The following is an 18303-nucleotide window of genomic DNA, read 5'->3' as shown; positions in this document are numbered from 1 at the left end:
CTTGTATGACGACCACCATTTCCATCCGCGAGTTTGCTCGCCGAGAAGGGTGCTCGGACACGCTGGTCCGAAGGGCCGTAAAGCAAGGCCGGCTAAGGCTTTCCGGGGATAACGGGCTAGACGCTTCCCTAGTCGGGACGGCTTGGCGCGAGGGGAACGTCAAGGGTGCGAACACTGCGAACACGGGTGCGAACACCCCCGCGAACAGTTCGCGCCCTGTTCGCACCCCGGCGGCGGCGCGGATTGATCCATCGGTAGAGGTCGAGGACGACGAGTCGCCGGCGGAAGCGGCGCAGCGCATCGTCGACTCCGGGGTGGCTCTGCTGGACTATGCCGGCGCCCTGGAGAAGAAGGAAAACTACATCGCGTTGCTCCGGCAGCTCGAGTACGAACAGAAGGCCGGTTCGCTGGTCGAACTGGATGTCGCGTCAGCAATCCTGTTTGAGGAGTTCCGGGCACAGCGTGATGCATGGCTGAACTGGCCTACCCGGGTAGGTCCGATTCTGGCGGCCGAGCTTGGTATCGAGGCCGATCGGGTAACGGAAGCTCTTACCGCGCATGTCCACAGTCAAATCGCCCAGCTCGGCGAGCCGGAAGCCAATTTCACGGGAACAGAAGGCTGAGTGGCTGCGCGCATTCGTCCGCAAGGGCTGGACGCCTCCGCCGCGGATCAGCGTTCCAGACTGGGCGGACCGGTTCCGAAAGCTGGCGAAGGAGGCTGGCAGCACGTCTGGAAACTGGTCTACGTCCACGGTAGAGGTGGCGCGCGGCCCAATGCTGGCCGTGACTGAGCCTGGTGTGCACGTGATCACCACGATGGTGAGCACTCAGCTCCTGAAGACGGCATTCCTTGAAAACGTCTTCGGGTACTTCGCCCACCTGGATCCTTGCCCGATCCTGCTGCTGCAGCCGAAGGAGGCCGCGGCGGAGCAGTTCAGCAAGGAGCGCATCAGCCCCATGATCCGGGTCACCCCGGTACTGCGTGACCTGGTGGGGACGAGCAAGACCCGGAATGCGGATGAGACGCTGCTGTTCAAGGCGTTCCCCGGCGGGTTTCTAGCGTTGGCTGGCGCGGGCAGCCCCGACAACCTGGCGCGTCGCCCCGTCCGGGTGATCCTGGCCGACGAGGTGGACAAGTATCCGGTGACCCGTGAGGGTGAGCCGATCGCCCTGGCGGAGGAGCGGACMGCGACATTCGGTGTCAACTGGCTGTCAGTCCGGGCCTGTTCTCCCACGGTGGAGGACGAGAGCCGGATCGAGGCCAGCTATAAGGACTCCGACCAGAGGCGCGCCTCTGTCGCCTGCCCGCACTGCGGGCACAGGATGTTTCCCGACTTCTTCAAGCACGTCGACTGGGACAAGCGTCGGGATGAAGGCGGGGCGGTGCTCGAGCACCACCCGAAGACCGCCCGCATCGCCTGCGAATCGTGCGGTGAGATCTGGTCGGAAGGCGATCGCTTGCGCGCCCTGCGGACGGTCAGGTGGCACCAGACGCGGCCCTTCGAATGCTGCGGAAGCCGGCATGTACCACTGGACGCTTATGAGCGTGCCTGGAGAGGGCCGGAGGACGAGCGCGATTCGCCGACCGGGGCCGCCTTGTCACAGGTATGGGACTGGTGGGCGAGCGATCGCTATGCCGTGTACCGAGCCAAGTGTCCCGACTGCGGGACTTGGCGCGTGGACAACGAGCACGCCGGTTTCCAGGCCAGCAAGCTATTCAGCCCGTGGCAAAAGGACAAGCCGTCCGACATGGCCGCCAAATGGCTGGCGGCCCAAGGGGACGAAGATAGAAAGCAAACCTGGTGGAACACCCAGGCGGGAATGCCATACCGCCCCAATGCCGGGAAGGCGCTCCGGCTGGAAGCACTGTTGGCGCGCGGTGAGCGCTGGGCCGCCGAGGTGCCGGAGGGCGTGGCGGTCCTCACGGTGGGCATCGACACCCAGGACTATCGCTTCGAAATCGAAGTGGTGGGGTGGGGCCGGAACGAGGAAAGCTGGTCTATCGCCTACGAGATCATCGAAGGGGATATGGAAACGCCTGAGCCGTGGGATCGGCTCGACGCCTTCCTAAACCGGATCTGGTACCGCGCGGACGGCCGGCCTTTCGAGGTGATGGCCGCATGCATCGACTCCGGTGGTCACCACACGCAGAAGGTCTATGACTTCTCCAAGGCGCGCCTGGGTCGAAAGATCTGGGCAATCAAGGGGGAGTCGGCGGTAAGCGGTAAGCGCAATCCCGTCTGGCCTGTGAAGAAGCCGACGCGTAAGACGAAGGCTTCGTTCCGACCAGTGATCATCGGCGTGAATGCAGCCAAGGACACGATCCGGAACCGGTTGCACGTCGAAGAGCATGGGCCGGGCTTCATGCACTACCCGAACGACCGGGACATCGGCTACTTCGAGCAACTCACGTCCGAACGATCGGTCGTGAAAGTTGTGAACGGCCAGAAGTTCCGGGTTTGGGAGTTGCCCTCTGGGCGTGCCAACGAAGCATTGGATTGCCGCGTGTACGCATATGCGGCCCTCTGCGGGTTGACCCACTTGGGGCTCAAGCTGAACCGCCGCGCCGATCTGGTTGCGGTGCCGCTGCAGCAGGACGCGGAAACGGGCGTATGGGCTCCCACGCTCGGAGAAGGGTCGGCACCCGTGGCCCCCGTTGCTCAGCCGACAATCGCTGCGACGCCGGGGGAACCCAGGCCGTTGAWGAAGAAATTGACGAGTCGCCTCGCATAGGAACGCAATGGCTATTACCGACGGAATGAGCGTGCCGGACATGCAGGCGCGGCTATCTGCATTGCAGGCAGCCTACTTTGACCTGTCGGCGGGCGCGAAGATTGTCACGGCGACGTACAACCAAGGCGACGGCACGAAATCCGTCACCTACAAGCCGGCCGACGTCATGCAGGTCTATCGCAGCATTCTGATGCTGCAAAAGGCTCTTGGCATTATCAACTGCTACCCGCACGCGCGTCGCGTTCTGTTCTGATGGCATCCCTAATCGTCGATACAACGGGAAAGCCCTTCGGGGATGTGCCCGCCGGCGGTCGCGCGCGTGCCGATGCTGGATGGGGTGGGCCGGGGATCACTCAGCCTCCCTATTCGAGCCAGTTCCCCTACGAAGCGTCGAACGTGCAGACGCAGGAGATGGGGCAGTGGTTTCCGATCATCCGTTCGCCGGACTCGGAGATCAACCAGTATCGCGACCGCATGGTCGCCCGCTCGCGGGACCTGTCCCGCAACGATGGATGGGCGAGCGGCGGCATCACGCGCATTCTGGACAACACGGTCGGCGCGCACATGCGCCTGTCGGCCAACCCGGACTGGCGGTACCTGCGGCGCCTGACGAAGGGCTTCGATCCCGAGTGGGCTGACGAGTTTCGTTCGGCAGTGGAGGCGCTCTGGCGTGCCTACTCTGAAGATCTCGGCCATTGGAACGACGTATCGCGCCAACTCTCAATGTCGCAACAGATGCGGCTGGGCCTGCGCCACAAGCTCATCGATGGTGAAGACCTCTTTGTCGCGCACTGGATGCCCGAGCGCGTCGGCCGCGGAGCGGCTACGTATGCGACGGCTTTCCTGCTCGTTGACCCTGATCGGCTGTCCAATCCGTATCAGATGGTCGACACCAAGCACCTGCGGGGCGGCGTAGAGATCGACGACGATGGCGTTCCCATCGCCTATCACATCCGCAAGGCGCACCAGAACGACTGGTACAACGCGGCCGAGTCGATGGTGTGGGAGCGCGTTGAGCGCGTGGACCCGGATGGTTGGCGCCGGGTGATCCATGACTTCGAACGCGATCGGGCCGGGCAAAACCGCGGCATCGGAATCTTCACGCCCGTGTTGGCGCACGCAAAAATGCTCGCGCGCTACTACGGGGTGGAGCTTCAGGCCGCCACCGTGGCCACGATCTTCGGGACATATGTGACCAGCCCGTACGACCCGAAGATGGTCGAGGCTGCGATGGACAGTGAAGGCGAGGAACTTGGGTTCTATCAGGATCTGCGCGCGGACTGGTCTAAGGAGCGTCCGGCCATGCTGAATGGCGTGCGGATCCCCACGCTGGCGCCTGGCGAAGCAATCAACCAGGTGCAGGCCGCGCATCCGCACGACGGGTTTGCTGATTTCGCCCACGAAATGCTGCGGTCCATCGCGGCCGCCATGGGGGTATCTGCCGAGCAGATCACCCAGGACTGGAGCAAGACGAACTACTCGAGCGCCCGTGCTGCTCTGCTGGAGAGCTGGAAGACTCTGAGTCGGCGCAGCGCCGAGTTCAAGATGGGCACCGCCACTCCCATTTATGCGTGCTGGCTGCAGGAGGCGCTGGAACGAGGCGACCTGGACGACGTGCTGCCAAGAAATGCTCCGGATTTTATCGAGGCAGCAGCTGCGTATTCGAGGTGCGACTGGCTCGGTGTGGCGCGTGGCTGGGTGGACCCGGTTAAGGAAAAGCAAGGCGCGATTCTTGGTCTGGACGGTGGATTGTCGACTCTCAAACGTGAGTGTGCTGAACAGGGTCTGGATTACGAAGAAGTTATCCAGCAGCGCGCAATCGAAGTCCGAATGTTCAAGGACGCGGGTTTGCCGCCACCGAAGTGGTTTGGCGACGGCGCGAATCCGGCGGCGACGCCAATTGAAGAACCTCAGGCTCAATGAACAACCTACCATTTCTCGCACAGCGGCTCTTTAACACCCCGCTTGCCATCACGCCGTCCAAGGCGGAGATGGTCATGGCTGCCCTCGCTGACCGCTTCGGCATCACGAAGCTCTTCCGGGCCAGTGGTGACATGATCGCGATGAGCGAGTTCGGCGGTACCGAGGAGGAAGGGCCGGATTATCGGCACTACGACGTCGTACATGGCGTGGCGGTCATTCCGATTTCTGGAACCCTGGTGCACAAGTCTGGCTATATGCGCCCGACATGCGGCATGACCGGTTACGACGGCATCCGTGCGAACCTCAGCATGGCCCTCGAGGACGAATCGGTGAGGGCGATCATGCTCGACATCGATAGCGGGGGCGGCGAGGTGTCTGGCTGCTTTGATCTGGTCGACGCCATCTACGGCGCGCGAGGTCAAAAGCCGATCTGGTCGATTCTTTCGGAGAGCGCGTACTCGGCGGCCTACGCCATCGCCAGCGCGGCGGACAAAGTTGTTGTGCCCAGAACTGGTGGAACTGGCTCCGTGGGCGTGATCTGTGCGCATGTGGACTTCTCCAAGGCGCTGGCCAAGGACGGCATCTCGGTGACGATGATCCACTACGGCGCACGCAAGGCTGACGGGAACGAGTTCAATCCGCTGTCGGAGGAAGCGCTGGCGCGCTACCAGGCAGACGTCGACAAGATGGGCGAACTGTTCGTGGCCACGGTCGCCCGGAACCGTAAGCTCTCCGTCGCCAAGGTGCGGGGCACCGAGGCGACAACTTTTCTCGGCGCCGATGGCGTCGAAATCGGCTTCGCTGACGCCGTCATGGCGCCGGATGAGGCTTTCCGCTCCCTGCTCGCCGAGCTGGGCTGACATACCCCCACCCACGAGGTACCAATTATGAGTATTCGCACCCTTGCGGCGCGCGGGCTTTCGTTCGCCCATCTCGCCGGCTTTGGCAACCGCGCATCCCGCGCGGAGGACGACAAGCCGGAGGACGAAGACAAGCCGGGTGCACGCGGCGCCGAAGACGACGACAAGGAGCCGCGCGATCGCGAAGATGGCGACGGCAACGGTTCGAAGGGAAAAAAGGGCAAGAAGGCCGAGGACGACAAGGATCCGGACGCCGAGGACGACGAGCTCGACGAGGACGAGGACGACAAGAAGGCGCGTCGTGCCGAGAACGACGATGCCGACCCGGATGCAGAGGACGACGAAGACGAGATGCGCGGCAAGAGCGCCGTCGCTCGTGCCCGCATCCGTGAGCAGGCGCGCTGCGCCGCCATCATGGGCTCGAAAGCCGCTGGCCGGAATGTCGAGTTGGCAGCGAACCTGGCCTTCAAGACTCGCATGACGCGGCAAGAGGCGCTGGCGATCCTTCGTACTTCGCCTGGCGCCTTGTCGGCCTCGCAAGAGCGCTCGTCACGCAACCCGAGGCTCGGCGCCGGCGCGGAATCTCAACGCAGTTCGTCGCAGGCCGCCGCCGCTGGCTGGGATCGCGCGTTCTCCAAGACGACCGGCAAACGCCAGTAATCACCTGTCCTCCACTCTAAGGAACCCTCATGAGCTACGTATCCCGCGCTCCCCTGACCGAGGCCTGGCACCCGGGCGGATTTCTGGTTTCCCAGCCGAATGGTCACCGCCACATCGACCGCGGCACCTTTACGGGTGCCGTGAAGGTGCTGCCCGGAACGGTTATGGGCAGGAAGACGGTCGGCACGACGGCGGCCGCGGCCGCACTCGGTACCAACACCGGTAACGGCACCTTCGGTGCAATCACCGTCGGTGCCGCCCAGGCCGGCGCCTACACCGTCGAGTTCGACGACGCCACGCACTTCATCGTGGCAGATCCGACCGGGAAGCAGGTTGGTCACGGCACCACTGGCGTCGCGTTCAATGCGGGCGGCCTGTCCTTCACCATCACGGCTGGCGGCACCGCGTTCGCACCCGGTGACAGCTTCACGGTCACGGTGGCGGCCGGCACTGGCTTCTGGGTGCCCTGCACAAAGACCGCAACCGACGGCTCGCAGAGCGCGGCCGGCATTTCCTTCGGACTGGTCGATGCCAGCCTGAACGACACGCCGGGTGCGGTGGTCGTTCGCGATTGCGAGGTGAACACGTCGGAGCTGGTGTGGGACGCATCGATGGATGCTCCCGCCAAGGCGGCGGCGCTCGCCCAGCTTCTGGCGCTGAAGATCATCGGCCGCTGACCCCCCTCTCGTACGAAACCGACAGGCCGCCTTCGAGGCGGCTTTTTCAATTGAAGGAGCCGTTCAATGGCATCGCTTGACATTTTCAATCAGGACCCGTTCTCGACCGTCAGCCTGACCGCGGCGGTCGACAAGTATCCGTACCAGCCGCAGACGCTGGGAGAACTGAGCATCTTCGACGACGACCCCATTCGCACCACCGCGCTGGTTGTCGAGCAGCGCCAGGGGCAGCTCGTCGTGATTCCGCTGAGCGAGCGTGGCGAGGAGGGTACCCAACGCCAAACCGAGAAGCGCCAGGCCCGCTACTTCGACGTCCCGCGTCTGCGCCATTCGGACACCATCTATGCGAACGAGCTGCAGAACATCCGCGCGTTCGGTACGGAGTCCGAGCTGATGCAGGTGCAGGATGAAGTCGCGCGCCGGCTCGCTGGTCCGACTGGCCTGCTGAAGAACATCGAGTTCACGTGGGAGTTCCAGCGCCTCGCCGCAGTGCAAGGTCTGTTCACGGACGCCGACGGGACAGTCCGCTACGACTGGTTCCAGGAGTTCGGAATCACGAAGCCGACCGAGCAGCCGTTCAACCTGGCCGCCGGCACGGCCAACTCGCTGCGCCCGCTGTGCAACCAGATCACGCGTGCGATGGCCCGGAAAGCTCAGGGCGCGTTCACTCCGTCGACCAAGGTATTTGCGCTGTGCGGCGATGCCTTCTATGACGCGTTCGTGAACCACCCAGACGTCATCCGCACCTTCGTGAACTGGAGCGATGCCCAGGAGATCCGTGGTGGCAACGCTGGTGGTGCGTTCCAGGCATTCGAGTTCGGTGGCATCCGCTGGCTCAACTACCGTGGCTCGGACGACAACTCGTCGATCAAGATCCCCGATGACCAGGTGAAGTTCTTCCCGGTCGGCGCACCCGGCGTTTTCCGTCGCGCGCTTGCGCCGGGCGAGTCCTTCCAGTGGGTCAACACGCCAGGCAAGCCGGTGTATGTCGTGCCGATCATGGACCGCGATCGCAACGAGTGGTGGAAGATGGAAGTGTCGAGCTACCCGCTCCACATCTGCACCCGCCCCGAAGTCCTCTTCAGCGGCCGCGCGGGTTCGTAAGTGTCCGTTGACTGGAATTCGGCGGTCCTCGGGCCGCTGATGGGCGTGTTCGCCGAACCGGTGGAGTTCCGGCCGGTTGTCGGCACGCCCATCAACACTTCCGGAGTGTTCGACCGCGCCTACACGCGGGATGTCGCGCTGGAAGACGGGTCCATCGGCGTGACAACGGAAAGTCCCACGCTGGGCGTCCGGCTATCTGATTTCCCGAACCCTCCGAAGCAGAACGACCGGGTCTTCATTCCCAGTGCTGGTGTCACCTTCATCGTTCGCGAAGTGCGGGTGGACGGGCACGGAGGCGCCAGATTTCTGCTGAACAAGGTTGCGACATGACCACAACTTCGGATCTCGCCGACCTCGCAGTGCAGGCGCTGGCGGGCAAAACCGAGGCGGGGGGCAATGTGTTCGCGCCTCGCGATTGGCCAACGTGGTCAGGCGAGTACACCGTCCTGATGCTTCATGCGCCCAGCGAGGAGGGAACCTCGCTGGGCCGGAACGCGCCGCAGTTCGACGTTACGGCGACGCTCCAGATCACTGGCCGGATGCAGGTACCGGCGCAGGATTCGGATGCCACCGCGTCGGTGCTGGAAACCAAGCTCGAAGCCATGCGCGAGCAGATCAAGCGGGCGTTGATCAACAGCCCGCAGCTCATGCCCCTGTTGCAGCAGTTCCCGTTCTTCAGGTCGAGGATCGTCACGGACCCGAGCGGCGAGGAGCACCTGGGCGAACTGTCCATGGAAATCGGCATGGAGTTTTACCAGGGGCCAGAGGATTTTTATCCGGTCGTCGGAGAGGAGGTTCAGCAGGTGAATCTGCACCTGGACGCGACGAACGTGTACGACTCCTCTGGGACCTATGCCGACCCGCCTTTCCCACAGGAGGTCGTTCCCGCACCACGGACGTCCGGCCCAGATGGTCGAGACGAAGGAACCCTTCAGATCAACCTTTCCGAGTAGGTATCCATCATGAAAGTCAAGCCAGCCGAAGGCCTGAAGGTCCGAGACCCGGTGACCAGGCAGTTTATCGACGACCACCACGAAGTCGATCCGACTGACTTCTACTGGAACCGGCGCCTGCGCGACGGTGACGTAGTCGAAGTGGGCGCTGCGCCGCAAGGCAAGGCGAAAGCGGCAACCGAGGGAGCTAAAGAATGACTGTCCCGTTCAAGACTGTCCCACAAAACCTGCGCGCGCCACTGTTCTACGCGGAGCTCGACAATTCCAAGGCCAACAGCGGCGCCGGGACGCAGCGCGCCCTGATCATCGGCCAAGTGACGTCGGCCGGCAGTGCAGTCCCGAATACGCCGCAGATCTCGCAAGGTCCGACGGAAGCGAAGAGTGTCGCTGGTCCCGGCTCAATGCTGGCTCTGATGACCGCCGCCTATCGCGCCGGCGACCCGTTTGGCGAGGTGTGGTATCTGCCGCTGGCAGACGGCCAGAGCAGCGTGGCTGCAGCAGGCTCGGTCGCTTTCACGGCGGCCGCAACAGCCACTGGGGTATTGTTCCTGTACATCGCCGGCACCCTGGTCACGATGACCGTGTCGTCGACGCAGACGGTCGCCCAACTGGCCACCGCGCTCGCCGCTGCCATCAACGCGAACAGTGACTTGCCTGTGACGGCAGCGGTGGACGGTACGACCACCAGCAAGGTCAATGTGACGGCCAAGAACAAGGGTTTGGCCGGCAATGACATTGACCTGCAGTTGAACTACCGCGGCGCTGCGAGCGGCGAGGCAACGCCACCTGGTCTGGCGGTGACCATCACCCAGATGTCGGGCGGCCTGGTGAACCCCGACCTGACCACCGCGCTGGCAAACCTGCTGGACAAGGAATTCGATTTCATCGCATTCCCCTACACCGACACGGCGTCGCTCGATGCGATGAAGTCGTTCCTGAGCAGCACGACTGGACGGTGGAGCTGGAGCAAGCAGCTTTACGGCGGGGCGTACGGGGCCAAGCGTGGCACGCTGGGCGATCTGACTACGTTTGGCGATGCGCGTAACGACGAGCACATGTCGATCATGGGCTTCAGCGGCTCGCCGACTCCCAGTTGGATCTGGGCGGCGAATATTGCCGCCGTCGTGGCGGTCTCGGCGCGCGCGGACGCAGCGCGGCCCCTGCAGACGCTGGCGCTCACCGCGGTGCTCGCGCCGCCGCTGACCTCGCGCTTTGCGCTGGAGGACCGCAATGTCCTTCTCTGGGACGGCGTTTCGACGTTCACGGTTGCCGCCGACGGCACGGTGCAGATCGAAAACCTGATCACCACCTACCGAGTGAACTCGTTCGGCCAGCCGGATGACAGCTACCTGCAGGTCGAGACGTTGCTCACGATTCAGTTCGTGCTGCGCGAGCTGAAGGCGGACATCACAAGCAAGTATTCGCGCGTGAAGCTCGCCGACAACGGGACGCGGTTTGCGCCGGGGTCGGCGATCGTTACGCCGAACACGATCCGTGGCAGCCAGATCGCGAAGTACCAGGACCTGGAGTATCGCGGCTATGTCCAGAAGAGCGACATCTTCGCCAAGTCGATCATCGTTGAGAAGAATCGGCTGAATCCGAATCGGGTGGACGTGCTCTATCCCGCGACGCTGATCAACCAGCTCCGAATCTTTGCGCTGCTGTTCCAGTTCAGCAACCAGTAACCCGACCAGTAGCGACGCGGGGCCGCCCGAGAGCGGTCCTTCGCATTTCAGGAGCCCTTGGAAATGGCTGACAACACCAACCGCCTCGCGGGGACAGCGAACCTGACCGTCGACGGAAAGAGCTACATGCTCGTCGCGGACTTTGAATACAACCCGTCCAAAAAAACGCGGGAGACGCTTTCGGGTATGGACGACGTGCACGGGTACAGCGAGAAGCCGCGCCCCGGATCCATTTCGGCCACCATTCGAGACTCAGGCGGTCTCACGGTGGCGGATCTCAATGACATGACGAACGTCACGATCGTGTCGGAATTGGCCAATGGCAAGACCATCATTGGCCGGAACATGTGGACCATCGAAGACCAGACGGCTAAGGCCGCAGACGGGACCATTGAGGTCAAGTGGGAAGGTCTGAGCGTTACGGAGAACTAAGTATGACGACGAACCAGGCTGCAATCCATCCCGAAGAGCTGGTGATCACCCTGCGCAAGCCGGTGGTCCTGGGCAAAGGAGAGGGCGCGCTCACGTACGACAAGCTGATCCTGCGCGAGCCGACCGCCGGCGAGTTGGAAAAGGCGACCACCAGTACGACGAGCGACATTGGCATGAGCATCACGCTTATTTCGCTGGTTGCCGGCGTGCCGCGCGGCGTCGCCGAGAAGATTGGCCAACGCGACCTGAAGGAGGCGAACGAGTACCTCGCGGGTTTTACCGAGGATGGTCCGGAGCCTGGACCGACGGAGTAGCAGAGGTCACGGAGTTTTACCACTGGGGGCCGCACGAAGCCTGGTCCCTCCCACTCTCCCGCCTGCGCTGGTGGAATGACCAGATGAAGCGGATCAGACAGGCAAGGGCGGAAGCCTGATGGCCAATACCTTCAAGATCACCATCGCGGCCGTTGACAAGGCGACCGCCACGGTTCGCCGCGTCAATCAGTCCATGGCGCGGCTGACCAGCCCCGTCCGTGACCTGAAGCAGTCGCTTGGCGGGCTTGGGCGGGAACTGGGCCTCAACAAGGTGAGCCAGTCGCTTGGGTCCGTCGCCAAGTCCGCGCGTGGCGCGGTTTCCGGCGTTACGGCGCTGGTCCCGGCGCTCGGCGCCATCACGGGTGCTGCGACCATTGCCGGCATCGCGGCGCTGGCCAACAACTGGGGCAAGCTGGGCGCCGAGATCGACAAGACCTCGTCGATCTTGGGCGTGTCGACAAAGGAACTGCAGCAGTACCAGGCGGCTGCGAAGCTGGCCGGTCTGTCAGCCGAGGACATGACTGGCAGCCTGAAGTCGTTGGGGGACACCCTGGAGGATGCGGCGTACAACCGCAATTCCCAGGCGCTGATCCTGATGAATCAGCTTGGCATTTCTCTGACCCGGACCAAGACCGGCGCGGTGGACGCCACGCGCGCGCTTCGCCAAGTGGCGGAGGCCATTGCTAGGCAGGGCGGAAACGTACAGGCCCAGCGACTCATCGCCCGCACCTTTGGCGTCGAGCAGCTCCTGCCGATGCTTCAGAAGGGCGCCGCTGGCATCGAGCAGTACGTGGCTCAGGCGCGCGCACTTGGCTCCGTGATGGGTGACGAGCAGATCCAAGCGGCGAAGGACTATGCCCAGAACGTCGCAAAGCTGGATCTCGCCATTGACGGTCTGAAGGCATCGATCGGCAACGCCTTGATTCCGGTTCTCTCGCCCCTGCTCGCGCAGTTGTCCGAATGGGTGACCAAGAATCGTGACCTGATCGCCACAAAGGTCGGGGACTTCGTCAAGGGCATTGCGGACTGGGTGAAGTCAGTCGATTGGGGCAAGGTGGCGCGCAGCGTCGGCAGCTTTGTCGACGCCCTCGGCGGTGTCAAAGGCGTGGCAATCGCTCTTGCGGCCATAACGTTTGCCGGCCCGATTGCCGGCGTGATTTCACTGATAGGGCAAGTCACGAAGCTGGCAGCCCTGCTGACGCCTCTGGCCGCGAATCCGATTGTCCTTGGCATCTTGGGTATCACGTACAGCAAGGGCCTGAACAAGGGCGAGGACGAGGAACTGGCGCGTCGTCGCGGCATGGCGCCGACCATCGATGTGGGCCCGGTGCCTGGCGTGCAGAGCGGCAACGGTGGCGCGACGAATCCGGTCGCCTTCTTTCAGAGCCGGGGATGGAGCAAAGAGCAGGCTGCAGGCATCGTCGCGAACCTTCAGGCCGAGAGCGGCTTGCGCCCGGATGCTGTTGGAGATAGCGGGAAGGCGTATGGCGTCGCCCAATGGCACCCGGATCGCCAACGCAACTTCAAGAACTGGTCTGGCAAGGACATCCGCTCGTCGACGCTAGAGGATCAACTGGCATTTGTCCATCATGAGCTGACCGCCGGGCTCGAGCGCGCGGCAGGTGATCGGCTGAAGCAGGCGAAGTCGGCCGGCGAAGCCGGCGAGGTCGTGTCGCGGTACTACGAGCGACCGGCAGACGCTGACGGAGAGGCGTCCAGGCGCGCACTTGCGGCGAACCAACTATCTGGGGGCGCTCCAATGGCGCCGGTCTACGCCTCAGGGGGCAGCGGTGCGCGGCCTCAGGGCAACGCCGCGGCGGGCTCGGCAGCCGGCGGTGCCGTCGGCGGGAAGGTCCTTGTGGAGGTGGTGCTGGCAGGGGCGACCCAAGGTGTGCGGGCAAACGTCCGCGCGAGCGGGAATGTCGAAGCGACGACGCGTGTCCGAACTTCGATGCTGACGGAAGGGGTGTCGTAGCCATGGGGCAGGCAAAGATCCTGAATGCGGTCGGGAGCATCGGAGGCGTTGCCTCTGCGGCTTCTGCCCTTGCCGGTGCTTTGGGTGGTGACCTTCCTGGCGATTGGCAGTCTTCGCTGCGGCAGGCGTCGTACCGAGGCGTGCCCTTCGGAGTCCTTGCAGGCGAGGTGACGTTTGGCCGCAAGAATGCTGTGCACCGGTATCCGAAGCGGGACGGGGTATGGGTGGAGGACATGGGCCGAGAGGCTCGGCTCTACCACTTGACCGCGTTTCTGGTGGAGAACAGCGTAGTCTATGGCGGCGGCGGGGTGGTTGGGCAGCGTGATCGCCTAATTCGGGCCTTCGAGACTGCAGGTGATGGGGAGTTGGTCCATCCGACCCTTGGCCGTGTGAAAGTCTCGGCGCTTGAGGGGCATTCCCTCGAGCGTTGGGACACCGGCCGCTATTTCGAGCTCACGCTGGTCTTCATTGAGGCCGGCGAGCGTCGATTTCCAACGAACGGCCCGTCCACGGGCGACGCGCTGTCAGCTGTTGCGGATGCGCTCAACGCGGCGTCTGTCCTGTCCTTCGCGAAACAGGTCCTGAGCGCGGTGAAGCTTGGCGCTGCCGTGGTTCAGCAAGCCGTTTCGACAGCGCTAGGGTGGTACGTCGCAGCCGTGGGCCTTGTCCACGACGTAAAGCGCTTCTTCGGCGCTGTGTCGACGCTTGCGGGGAATTTCGGCCGTCTCTTCGGAGGTGGAAACGCAGGCTATTCCGCCGCAGCCAAGAAGGTGAAGCAGTCGACGACAGTCGGCGACCTGATCCGGAACGACGCCGCGGCGCGGACGGCCGTCACCGAGGCTGGGAGCGCTTTAGTGGCGGCCGCAGGCCAAGTCAGCGACACGGCGACGTTCGGCGCCAAGGCTCAGGGGCTCGCCGCGGCGCTTGCGGCTTCCGCCGTGGACCCGGACGACCGGATCCGGCTTCTGCTTAGCCTTGGCTCCTATCAGCCTGACGGCGCGAACACCGCATCGCCGATTGGCGTGGCCATGGCGGCAATGCAGAGCGCCTGCGTGGATCTGTTCCGCCGGTGCGCCGTCAGCCAATTGATCTTGGCGGTGGGGGCATTCCAGCCGCGATCGGCGGATGAAGCGTCGGCAATGGCTGCGACGGTATCAGCCGTGCTGGCCGCTGAGGCGCTGCGCGCTGGGGATCAGGGCGAGGACGACGTCTATCTGCAACTCATGGCTGCAAACAAGGCAGTTGTCGCAGACCTCAAGGCCCGTGGCGGCAACCTGGCTACGGTGGCGGACTTCAGTTTCGCCGACAGTCTGCCGGCACTGATGCTGGCGCAGCGCATGTATCGAGATCCTTCGCGAAGCGATGACCTGGTAGTGCAGGCAGACGCAGTACACCCGGCGTTCATGCCGACAAAGTTCAAGGCCTTGGCCTCCTGACGCATGGCTGACGAGAATTCGGTAAACGAGGTGCTGCTGGTCATTGGCGACCAGCAGAGGGAAATCTCGGGTTGGAACAATGTTCGCATCACGCGCGGCATTGAGCGCCTTCCGTCGGACTTCAGTCTCACCCTGACTGAGAAATATCCCGGTGTGGCCGACGTCGTGGTGAACGCTGGGGATCCATTTCAGCTTTTCTTGGGGGCGGACGTCGTCATGACGGGCTATGTCGACACGCTCACGGACGGATTCGACGCGCAGGCACATACGGTGGCGGCAGCGGGGCGCAGCAAGTGCTCGGACCTGGTGGATTGCGCGGCTGAGTGGCCGGGCATGCAGATCGTTAACAGTGACCTGGCGCAAATCGCCACCCAGCTGGCCGTGCCGTACAAGGGGCTGGGGGTGCAGTGCGATCTCACGGACCTCCCGAAGGTTCAGCAGCTCAATATTCTGTTGGGCGAGACGCCGTGGTCGATTATCGAACGGGTGTCGCGATTCAGCGCCTCACTGGCCTATGACAATGCTGCGGGTGACCTGGTCCTGGCGCGGGTTGGCACTACGGAAGCGGCGAGTGGGTTCGAGGAGGGGGTCAACGTCGAGTCCGCCCGGACGGTCTTCTCGATGCTCGACCGATTCTCGGAGTACATGGCAGTGCAGCAGGCCCTGGACATGCTCTCGGACCTGTCCGGGGGCAGCCTGAACGTGATCACGAAGGTGACGGACGGTGGAGTCGCCCGGCGCCGGCAGCGCGTGATCATCGCCGAAAACCTGAGCGCGAGTGGCTTGGCAATCACCGAGCAGCGCGCGGTGTGGGAAATGAACCGGCGGATCGCTCGGGGGGCGGCTGTACAGCTGACCACGGACAGCTGGCGGGATGCAGCGGGGCAGCTGTGGGAGCCGAACACCCTGGCGCGCGTGCATCTGCCAACTCTCAAGGTATGGGAGTCGCAGCTCCTGATCGGAGAGGTGACCTATCGCCTCGACGACGAGGGCGAGCATGCGGACCTGTTGCTGATGCCGCCGGATGCTTTCGCGCCGCAGCCGTTCTTGCTGCAGCCGCAGTTTGCAGATGTGGTGGGTACCGACGTGCGGGGGATTCAATGACAGCAGGGGTTCTGGAAGCGCTGGGCCAACGGATTCGGATGTTGATCGGTAGGGGCAGGGTGCGCACGGGCAGCGATAGCGCTGGCGTGCAGATGCTGCAGGTCCAGCTCGCCAGCGTCGAAACCGGGGACAACCGGCCGCGCATGGCCGAGTTTGGGTTCTCGTCGATGCCCCCGGCCGATACGGATGCCGTTGTGGTCTTCCTGACGGGGGACCGTTCAGCCGGCGTCGTGGTGGCCACGAACCACCAGGCGTCGCGTCCGCGCGGGCTGAAGTCTGGCGAGACCATCGTCTACAGCCAAGACGGCAAGTGCGTGTATTTCAGCGACGCGGGGATTGTCGTAGACGCCAAGGGGCAGTCCGTGACGGTCCAGAACGCGTCGATCGCAACGATTCAGGCCGAGACCAAGATCGTGGCGGATACCCCCCTGCTTCAGTGTACGGGCGACATCCAAGACAACTGCGAGACCAACAGCCGGACCATGAAGGAAATGCGGGACGTCTACAACGGCCACGATCACGCAGTGCGTGGGGTACAGCCTGGCAGCAGCACTGTTACCACTGATCATCCGAACCAAACCGAATGAGCGACATCACCACAGTTTGGACCGTCGAACGGTCGCAGGGCGATTGGCAGCTCTCCGGGCCGGATCTCCTGTCAGGGAGTGACTTGGCGACGGCGGTGCTTCTGTCTGCCTTCACGGACCGAGCGGCGAACCCTGATGACACGATCCCTGATGGCACGGGCGACCCGCGTGGGTGGTGGGGCGACCAGGGCGAAACGGTGCCGATCGGCTCGCGCCTGTGGCTGCTCGATCGTGCGAAGCAGAACGACGACACCCTGACGCGTGCCCACGACTACCTGACGGAATGCCTGCAATGGCTGATCGACGATGGCGTCGCCGCTCGAGTGGATGTGCTGGTGGAATGGACCCGCACCAGCATGCTGGGCGCGAACATCGTAGTTCGGCGGACGGACGGCACAACCGAGTCGGTGGCCTTCTCCTGGGCTTGGAACGGAATCTCCTGATATGCCATACGCAAGACCAACACTGAGCGAGCTGCGGGCGACCGTCGCCGCCGACCAAGCCAGCGAGCTAGATGGGTCCGACCCGCTACTGCGCTTTTCGAATCTCCGGATTCTGGGCACCGGCCAGGCGGGGCTGACACATTTGCAGTATGGCTACCTCGACTGGATTGCGCGGCAATCGGTACCGTACACGGCCGAGGATGAGAACCTTGAAGCCTGGGGGGCACTGAAAGGTGTCTATCGTAAGGACGCGACGGCGGCGGATGGCTTCGCAGCTTTCAGCGGTACCGCCGGAGAAATTCCGGTTGGATGGGGGCTGGTCCGTAGCGACGGCGCGAAGTACACAGTCTCCGCCTCGGCGTCGATCGGAGTTGGCGGGACTGTCCAGGTGGAAGCCACGGCCAACGATACCGGGGCGGCCGGGAACTGTGTGGTTGGTACGGTGATGTCTCTCGCGTCCCCGATTAACGGCATCCAGAGCAACGGCGCCGTTTCGTCACCCTTCACCGGCGGCGCTGACGTCGAGCTTGATGATGCTTACCGAGAGCGCGTGCTGGACGCATATCAGGAGTCGCCGGCAGGTGGTGACGAGTCCGACTACATTCGGTGGGCCAAAGGGGTGGCAGGCGTCACGCGTGCATGGGTTGCCCGCAACGGGTTTGGCGCCGGAACGGTCGTGGTCTACATCATGTTGGACCTCGCCAACGCCGGTTCTTCCGGGTTTCCGGTTGGCACCGACGGCGTAGCGACCGCCGAGACGCGCAGTGCCGTCAAGGCAACGGGCGACCAGCTGCGCGTCGCGAACGCTCTATACGCTGTGCAGCCGGTGACGGCGTTGGTCTACGCAGTGTCGCCAATCCGCGACAACATCAATTTCACGATCTCAGGCCTGACCGGCGCAAGTGCGGCCACGAAGCAGGCGGTCGCCGCAGCGATCTCTGATGTGTTTTTCAGGAACGGCGCCCCTGGTGGGACCGTGAATCTTTCTGACATCGAGTCGGCGATCGGGGCGGTGGCTGGAACTGCCGGGTTCGTGATCGTCTCGCCCGCGGGGAACATCACAAGCGCCACCGGACATCTGCCGGTGCTCGGGACGGTAACGTACATCTGAGGAACCAATGCGAGCACCGAACCTGACGGATGGCGACTTCCTGCGTGCGTTCCAGGCATTGCTGCCGCGCGGCAGGGTATGGAACCGAGATCCGGACTCGACACAGACCGGAGTCGCGGCGGGAATCACCAAGTGCTATACACGCCTGACGCAACGCTGCAAAAACCTTCTGATCGACGCGTTTCCGGCGACCACTTACGAACTGCTTCCAGAGTGGGAGGCAACCCTCGGCCTCCCAGATCCGTGTGCCGGCGCGGCGCCGTCTACACAGGTACGTCGTAACCAAGTAGTGGCGAGGCTTACGAA

Annotated in this window: 21 protein-coding genes; all 21 read left to right on the top strand. The window is 63.6% G+C overall.

Features of this window, described 5'->3' with window-relative positions:
- Window positions 1–623, top strand: a 623-nt coding sequence (locus AB4Z27_RS27005) for a hypothetical protein (protein ID WP_441645713.1), incomplete at its 5' end; no start/stop codon positions are given.
- Window positions 559–2733, top strand: a complete 2175-nt coding sequence (locus tag AB4Z27_RS27000) for a phage terminase large subunit family protein (protein WP_441645712.1) — start codon at window positions 559–561, stop codon at window positions 2731–2733. The genes AB4Z27_RS27005 and AB4Z27_RS27000, both read left to right, overlap by 65 nt.
- Before the next feature lie 7 nt (window positions 2734–2740).
- Complete coding sequence (gpW, locus tag AB4Z27_RS26995; protein WP_441645711.1) at window positions 2741–2986, top strand: gpW family head-tail joining protein; 246 nt, start codon at window positions 2741–2743, stop codon at window positions 2984–2986.
- The gene (locus AB4Z27_RS26990; RefSeq protein WP_441645710.1) at window positions 2986–4656 is read left to right on the top strand and encodes a phage portal protein; all 1671 of its coding nucleotides are present in this window, start codon (window positions 2986–2988) and stop codon (window positions 4654–4656) included. Before gpW ends, AB4Z27_RS26990 begins: the two co-directional genes overlap by 1 nt.
- Before the next feature lie 74 nt (window positions 4657–4730).
- A complete protein-coding gene (locus tag AB4Z27_RS26985; RefSeq protein WP_441645709.1) occupies window positions 4731–5516 on the top strand; it encodes a S49 family peptidase in 786 nt (261 codons plus the stop codon).
- A gap of 27 nt (window positions 5517–5543) precedes the next feature.
- Complete coding sequence (locus AB4Z27_RS26980) at window positions 5544–6176, top strand: hypothetical protein (RefSeq protein WP_441645708.1); 633 nt, start codon at window positions 5544–5546, stop codon at window positions 6174–6176.
- 29 nt (window positions 6177–6205) lie between these two features.
- Complete coding sequence (locus AB4Z27_RS26975; RefSeq protein ID WP_441645707.1) at window positions 6206–6853, top strand: head decoration protein; 648 nt, start codon at window positions 6206–6208, stop codon at window positions 6851–6853.
- A gap of 66 nt (window positions 6854–6919) precedes the next feature.
- Complete coding sequence (locus tag AB4Z27_RS26970) at window positions 6920–7957, top strand: major capsid protein (RefSeq protein ID WP_441645706.1); 1038 nt, start codon at window positions 6920–6922, stop codon at window positions 7955–7957.
- Window positions 7958–8287, top strand: coding sequence for a head-tail joining protein (locus AB4Z27_RS26965; RefSeq protein ID WP_441645705.1), 330 nt, complete (start codon window positions 7958–7960; stop codon window positions 8285–8287).
- Complete coding sequence (locus AB4Z27_RS26960) at window positions 8284–8910, top strand: ABC transporter permease (protein ID WP_441645704.1); 627 nt, start codon at window positions 8284–8286, stop codon at window positions 8908–8910. The genes AB4Z27_RS26965 and AB4Z27_RS26960 overlap by 4 nt, the downstream gene beginning before the upstream one ends.
- A 9-nt stretch (window positions 8911–8919) precedes the next feature.
- The gene (locus tag AB4Z27_RS26955) at window positions 8920–9108 is read left to right on the top strand and encodes a DUF2635 domain-containing protein (protein ID WP_250024524.1); all 189 of its coding nucleotides are present in this window, start codon (window positions 8920–8922) and stop codon (window positions 9106–9108) included.
- Window positions 9105–10595, top strand: a complete 1491-nt coding sequence (locus tag AB4Z27_RS26950; RefSeq protein WP_441645703.1) for a phage tail sheath subtilisin-like domain-containing protein — start codon at window positions 9105–9107, stop codon at window positions 10593–10595. The genes AB4Z27_RS26955 and AB4Z27_RS26950 overlap by 4 nt, the downstream gene beginning before the upstream one ends.
- A gap of 63 nt (window positions 10596–10658) precedes the next feature.
- Complete coding sequence (locus tag AB4Z27_RS26945) at window positions 10659–11027, top strand: phage tail tube protein (protein ID WP_441645702.1); 369 nt, start codon at window positions 10659–10661, stop codon at window positions 11025–11027.
- Between the two features lie 2 nt (window positions 11028–11029).
- Window positions 11030–11341, top strand: coding sequence for a phage tail assembly protein (locus tag AB4Z27_RS26940; RefSeq protein ID WP_441645701.1), 312 nt, complete (start codon window positions 11030–11032; stop codon window positions 11339–11341).
- A gap of 118 nt (window positions 11342–11459) precedes the next feature.
- On the top strand, window positions 11460–13316 hold the full coding sequence (locus tag AB4Z27_RS26935) for a phage tail tip lysozyme (RefSeq protein WP_441645700.1): 1857 nt from the start codon (window positions 11460–11462) through the stop codon (window positions 13314–13316).
- A gap of 2 nt (window positions 13317–13318) precedes the next feature.
- Window positions 13319–14752 (top strand): DNA circularization protein, encoded by a 1434-nt coding sequence (locus AB4Z27_RS26930; protein WP_441645699.1) that lies wholly within the window; start codon window positions 13319–13321, stop codon window positions 14750–14752.
- A gap of 3 nt (window positions 14753–14755) precedes the next feature.
- A complete protein-coding gene (locus tag AB4Z27_RS26925; RefSeq protein ID WP_441645698.1) occupies window positions 14756–15856 on the top strand; it encodes a phage baseplate assembly protein in 1101 nt (366 codons plus the stop codon).
- Window positions 15853–16443: a phage baseplate assembly protein V gene (locus AB4Z27_RS26920; RefSeq protein WP_441645697.1), complete on the top strand. Its 591-nt coding sequence runs from the start codon at window positions 15853–15855 to the stop codon at window positions 16441–16443. Before AB4Z27_RS26925 ends, AB4Z27_RS26920 begins: the two co-directional genes overlap by 4 nt.
- The gene (locus AB4Z27_RS26915; RefSeq protein WP_441645696.1) at window positions 16440–16886 is read left to right on the top strand and encodes a phage GP46 family protein; all 447 of its coding nucleotides are present in this window, start codon (window positions 16440–16442) and stop codon (window positions 16884–16886) included. Before AB4Z27_RS26920 ends, AB4Z27_RS26915 begins: the two co-directional genes overlap by 4 nt.
- Before the next feature lies 1 nt (window position 16887).
- Window positions 16888–17997, top strand: coding sequence for a baseplate J/gp47 family protein (locus AB4Z27_RS26910; protein WP_441645695.1), 1110 nt, complete (start codon window positions 16888–16890; stop codon window positions 17995–17997).
- 7 nt (window positions 17998–18004) lie between these two features.
- The coding region (locus AB4Z27_RS26905) for a putative phage tail protein (protein ID WP_441645694.1) at window positions 18005–18303 on the top strand (299 nt) is incomplete at its 3' end.

Origin of the sequence: Cupriavidus sp. KB_39 (assembly GCF_052114485.1) — a bacterium.
Lineage (GTDB): Bacteria > Pseudomonadota > Gammaproteobacteria > Burkholderiales > Burkholderiaceae > Cupriavidus.
The sequence above is the reverse complement of the archived record's forward strand: the minus strand, read 5'-3'. Positions and strand labels throughout refer to the sequence as shown.

Bases quoted from the DNA above. Each gene is read 5' to 3' on its own strand.
- AB4Z27_RS26930 (WP_441645699.1), top strand. From the start codon at position 13,319: ATGGGGCAGGCAAAGATCCTGAATGCGGTCGGGAGCATCGGAGGCGTT.
- AB4Z27_RS26910 (WP_441645695.1), top strand. From the start codon at position 16,888: ATGCCATACGCAAGACCAACACTGAGCGAGCTGCGGGCGACCGTCGCC.
- AB4Z27_RS26970 (WP_441645706.1), top strand. From the start codon at position 6,920: ATGGCATCGCTTGACATTTTCAATCAGGACCCGTTCTCGACCGTCAGC.
- AB4Z27_RS26950 (WP_441645703.1), top strand. From the start codon at position 9,105: ATGACTGTCCCGTTCAAGACTGTCCCACAAAACCTGCGCGCGCCACTG.
- AB4Z27_RS26955 (WP_250024524.1), top strand. From the start codon at position 8,920: ATGAAAGTCAAGCCAGCCGAAGGCCTGAAGGTCCGAGACCCGGTGACC.
- AB4Z27_RS26915 (WP_441645696.1), top strand. From the start codon at position 16,440: ATGAGCGACATCACCACAGTTTGGACCGTCGAACGGTCGCAGGGCGAT.
- AB4Z27_RS26960 (WP_441645704.1), top strand. From the start codon at position 8,284: ATGACCACAACTTCGGATCTCGCCGACCTCGCAGTGCAGGCGCTGGCG.
- AB4Z27_RS26925 (WP_441645698.1), top strand. From the start codon at position 14,756: ATGGCTGACGAGAATTCGGTAAACGAGGTGCTGCTGGTCATTGGCGAC.
- AB4Z27_RS26940 (WP_441645701.1), top strand. From the start codon at position 11,030: ATGACGACGAACCAGGCTGCAATCCATCCCGAAGAGCTGGTGATCACC.
- AB4Z27_RS26935 (WP_441645700.1), top strand. From the start codon at position 11,460: ATGGCCAATACCTTCAAGATCACCATCGCGGCCGTTGACAAGGCGACC.
- AB4Z27_RS26990 (WP_441645710.1), top strand. From the start codon at position 2,986: ATGGCATCCCTAATCGTCGATACAACGGGAAAGCCCTTCGGGGATGTG.
- gpW (WP_441645711.1), top strand. From the start codon at position 2,741: ATGGCTATTACCGACGGAATGAGCGTGCCGGACATGCAGGCGCGGCTA.
- AB4Z27_RS26985 (WP_441645709.1), top strand. From the start codon at position 4,731: ATGGCTGCCCTCGCTGACCGCTTCGGCATCACGAAGCTCTTCCGGGCC.
- AB4Z27_RS26980 (WP_441645708.1), top strand. From the start codon at position 5,544: ATGAGTATTCGCACCCTTGCGGCGCGCGGGCTTTCGTTCGCCCATCTC.
- AB4Z27_RS26920 (WP_441645697.1), top strand. From the start codon at position 15,853: ATGACAGCAGGGGTTCTGGAAGCGCTGGGCCAACGGATTCGGATGTTG.
- AB4Z27_RS26945 (WP_441645702.1), top strand. From the start codon at position 10,659: ATGGCTGACAACACCAACCGCCTCGCGGGGACAGCGAACCTGACCGTC.
- AB4Z27_RS26975 (WP_441645707.1), top strand. From the start codon at position 6,206: ATGAGCTACGTATCCCGCGCTCCCCTGACCGAGGCCTGGCACCCGGGC.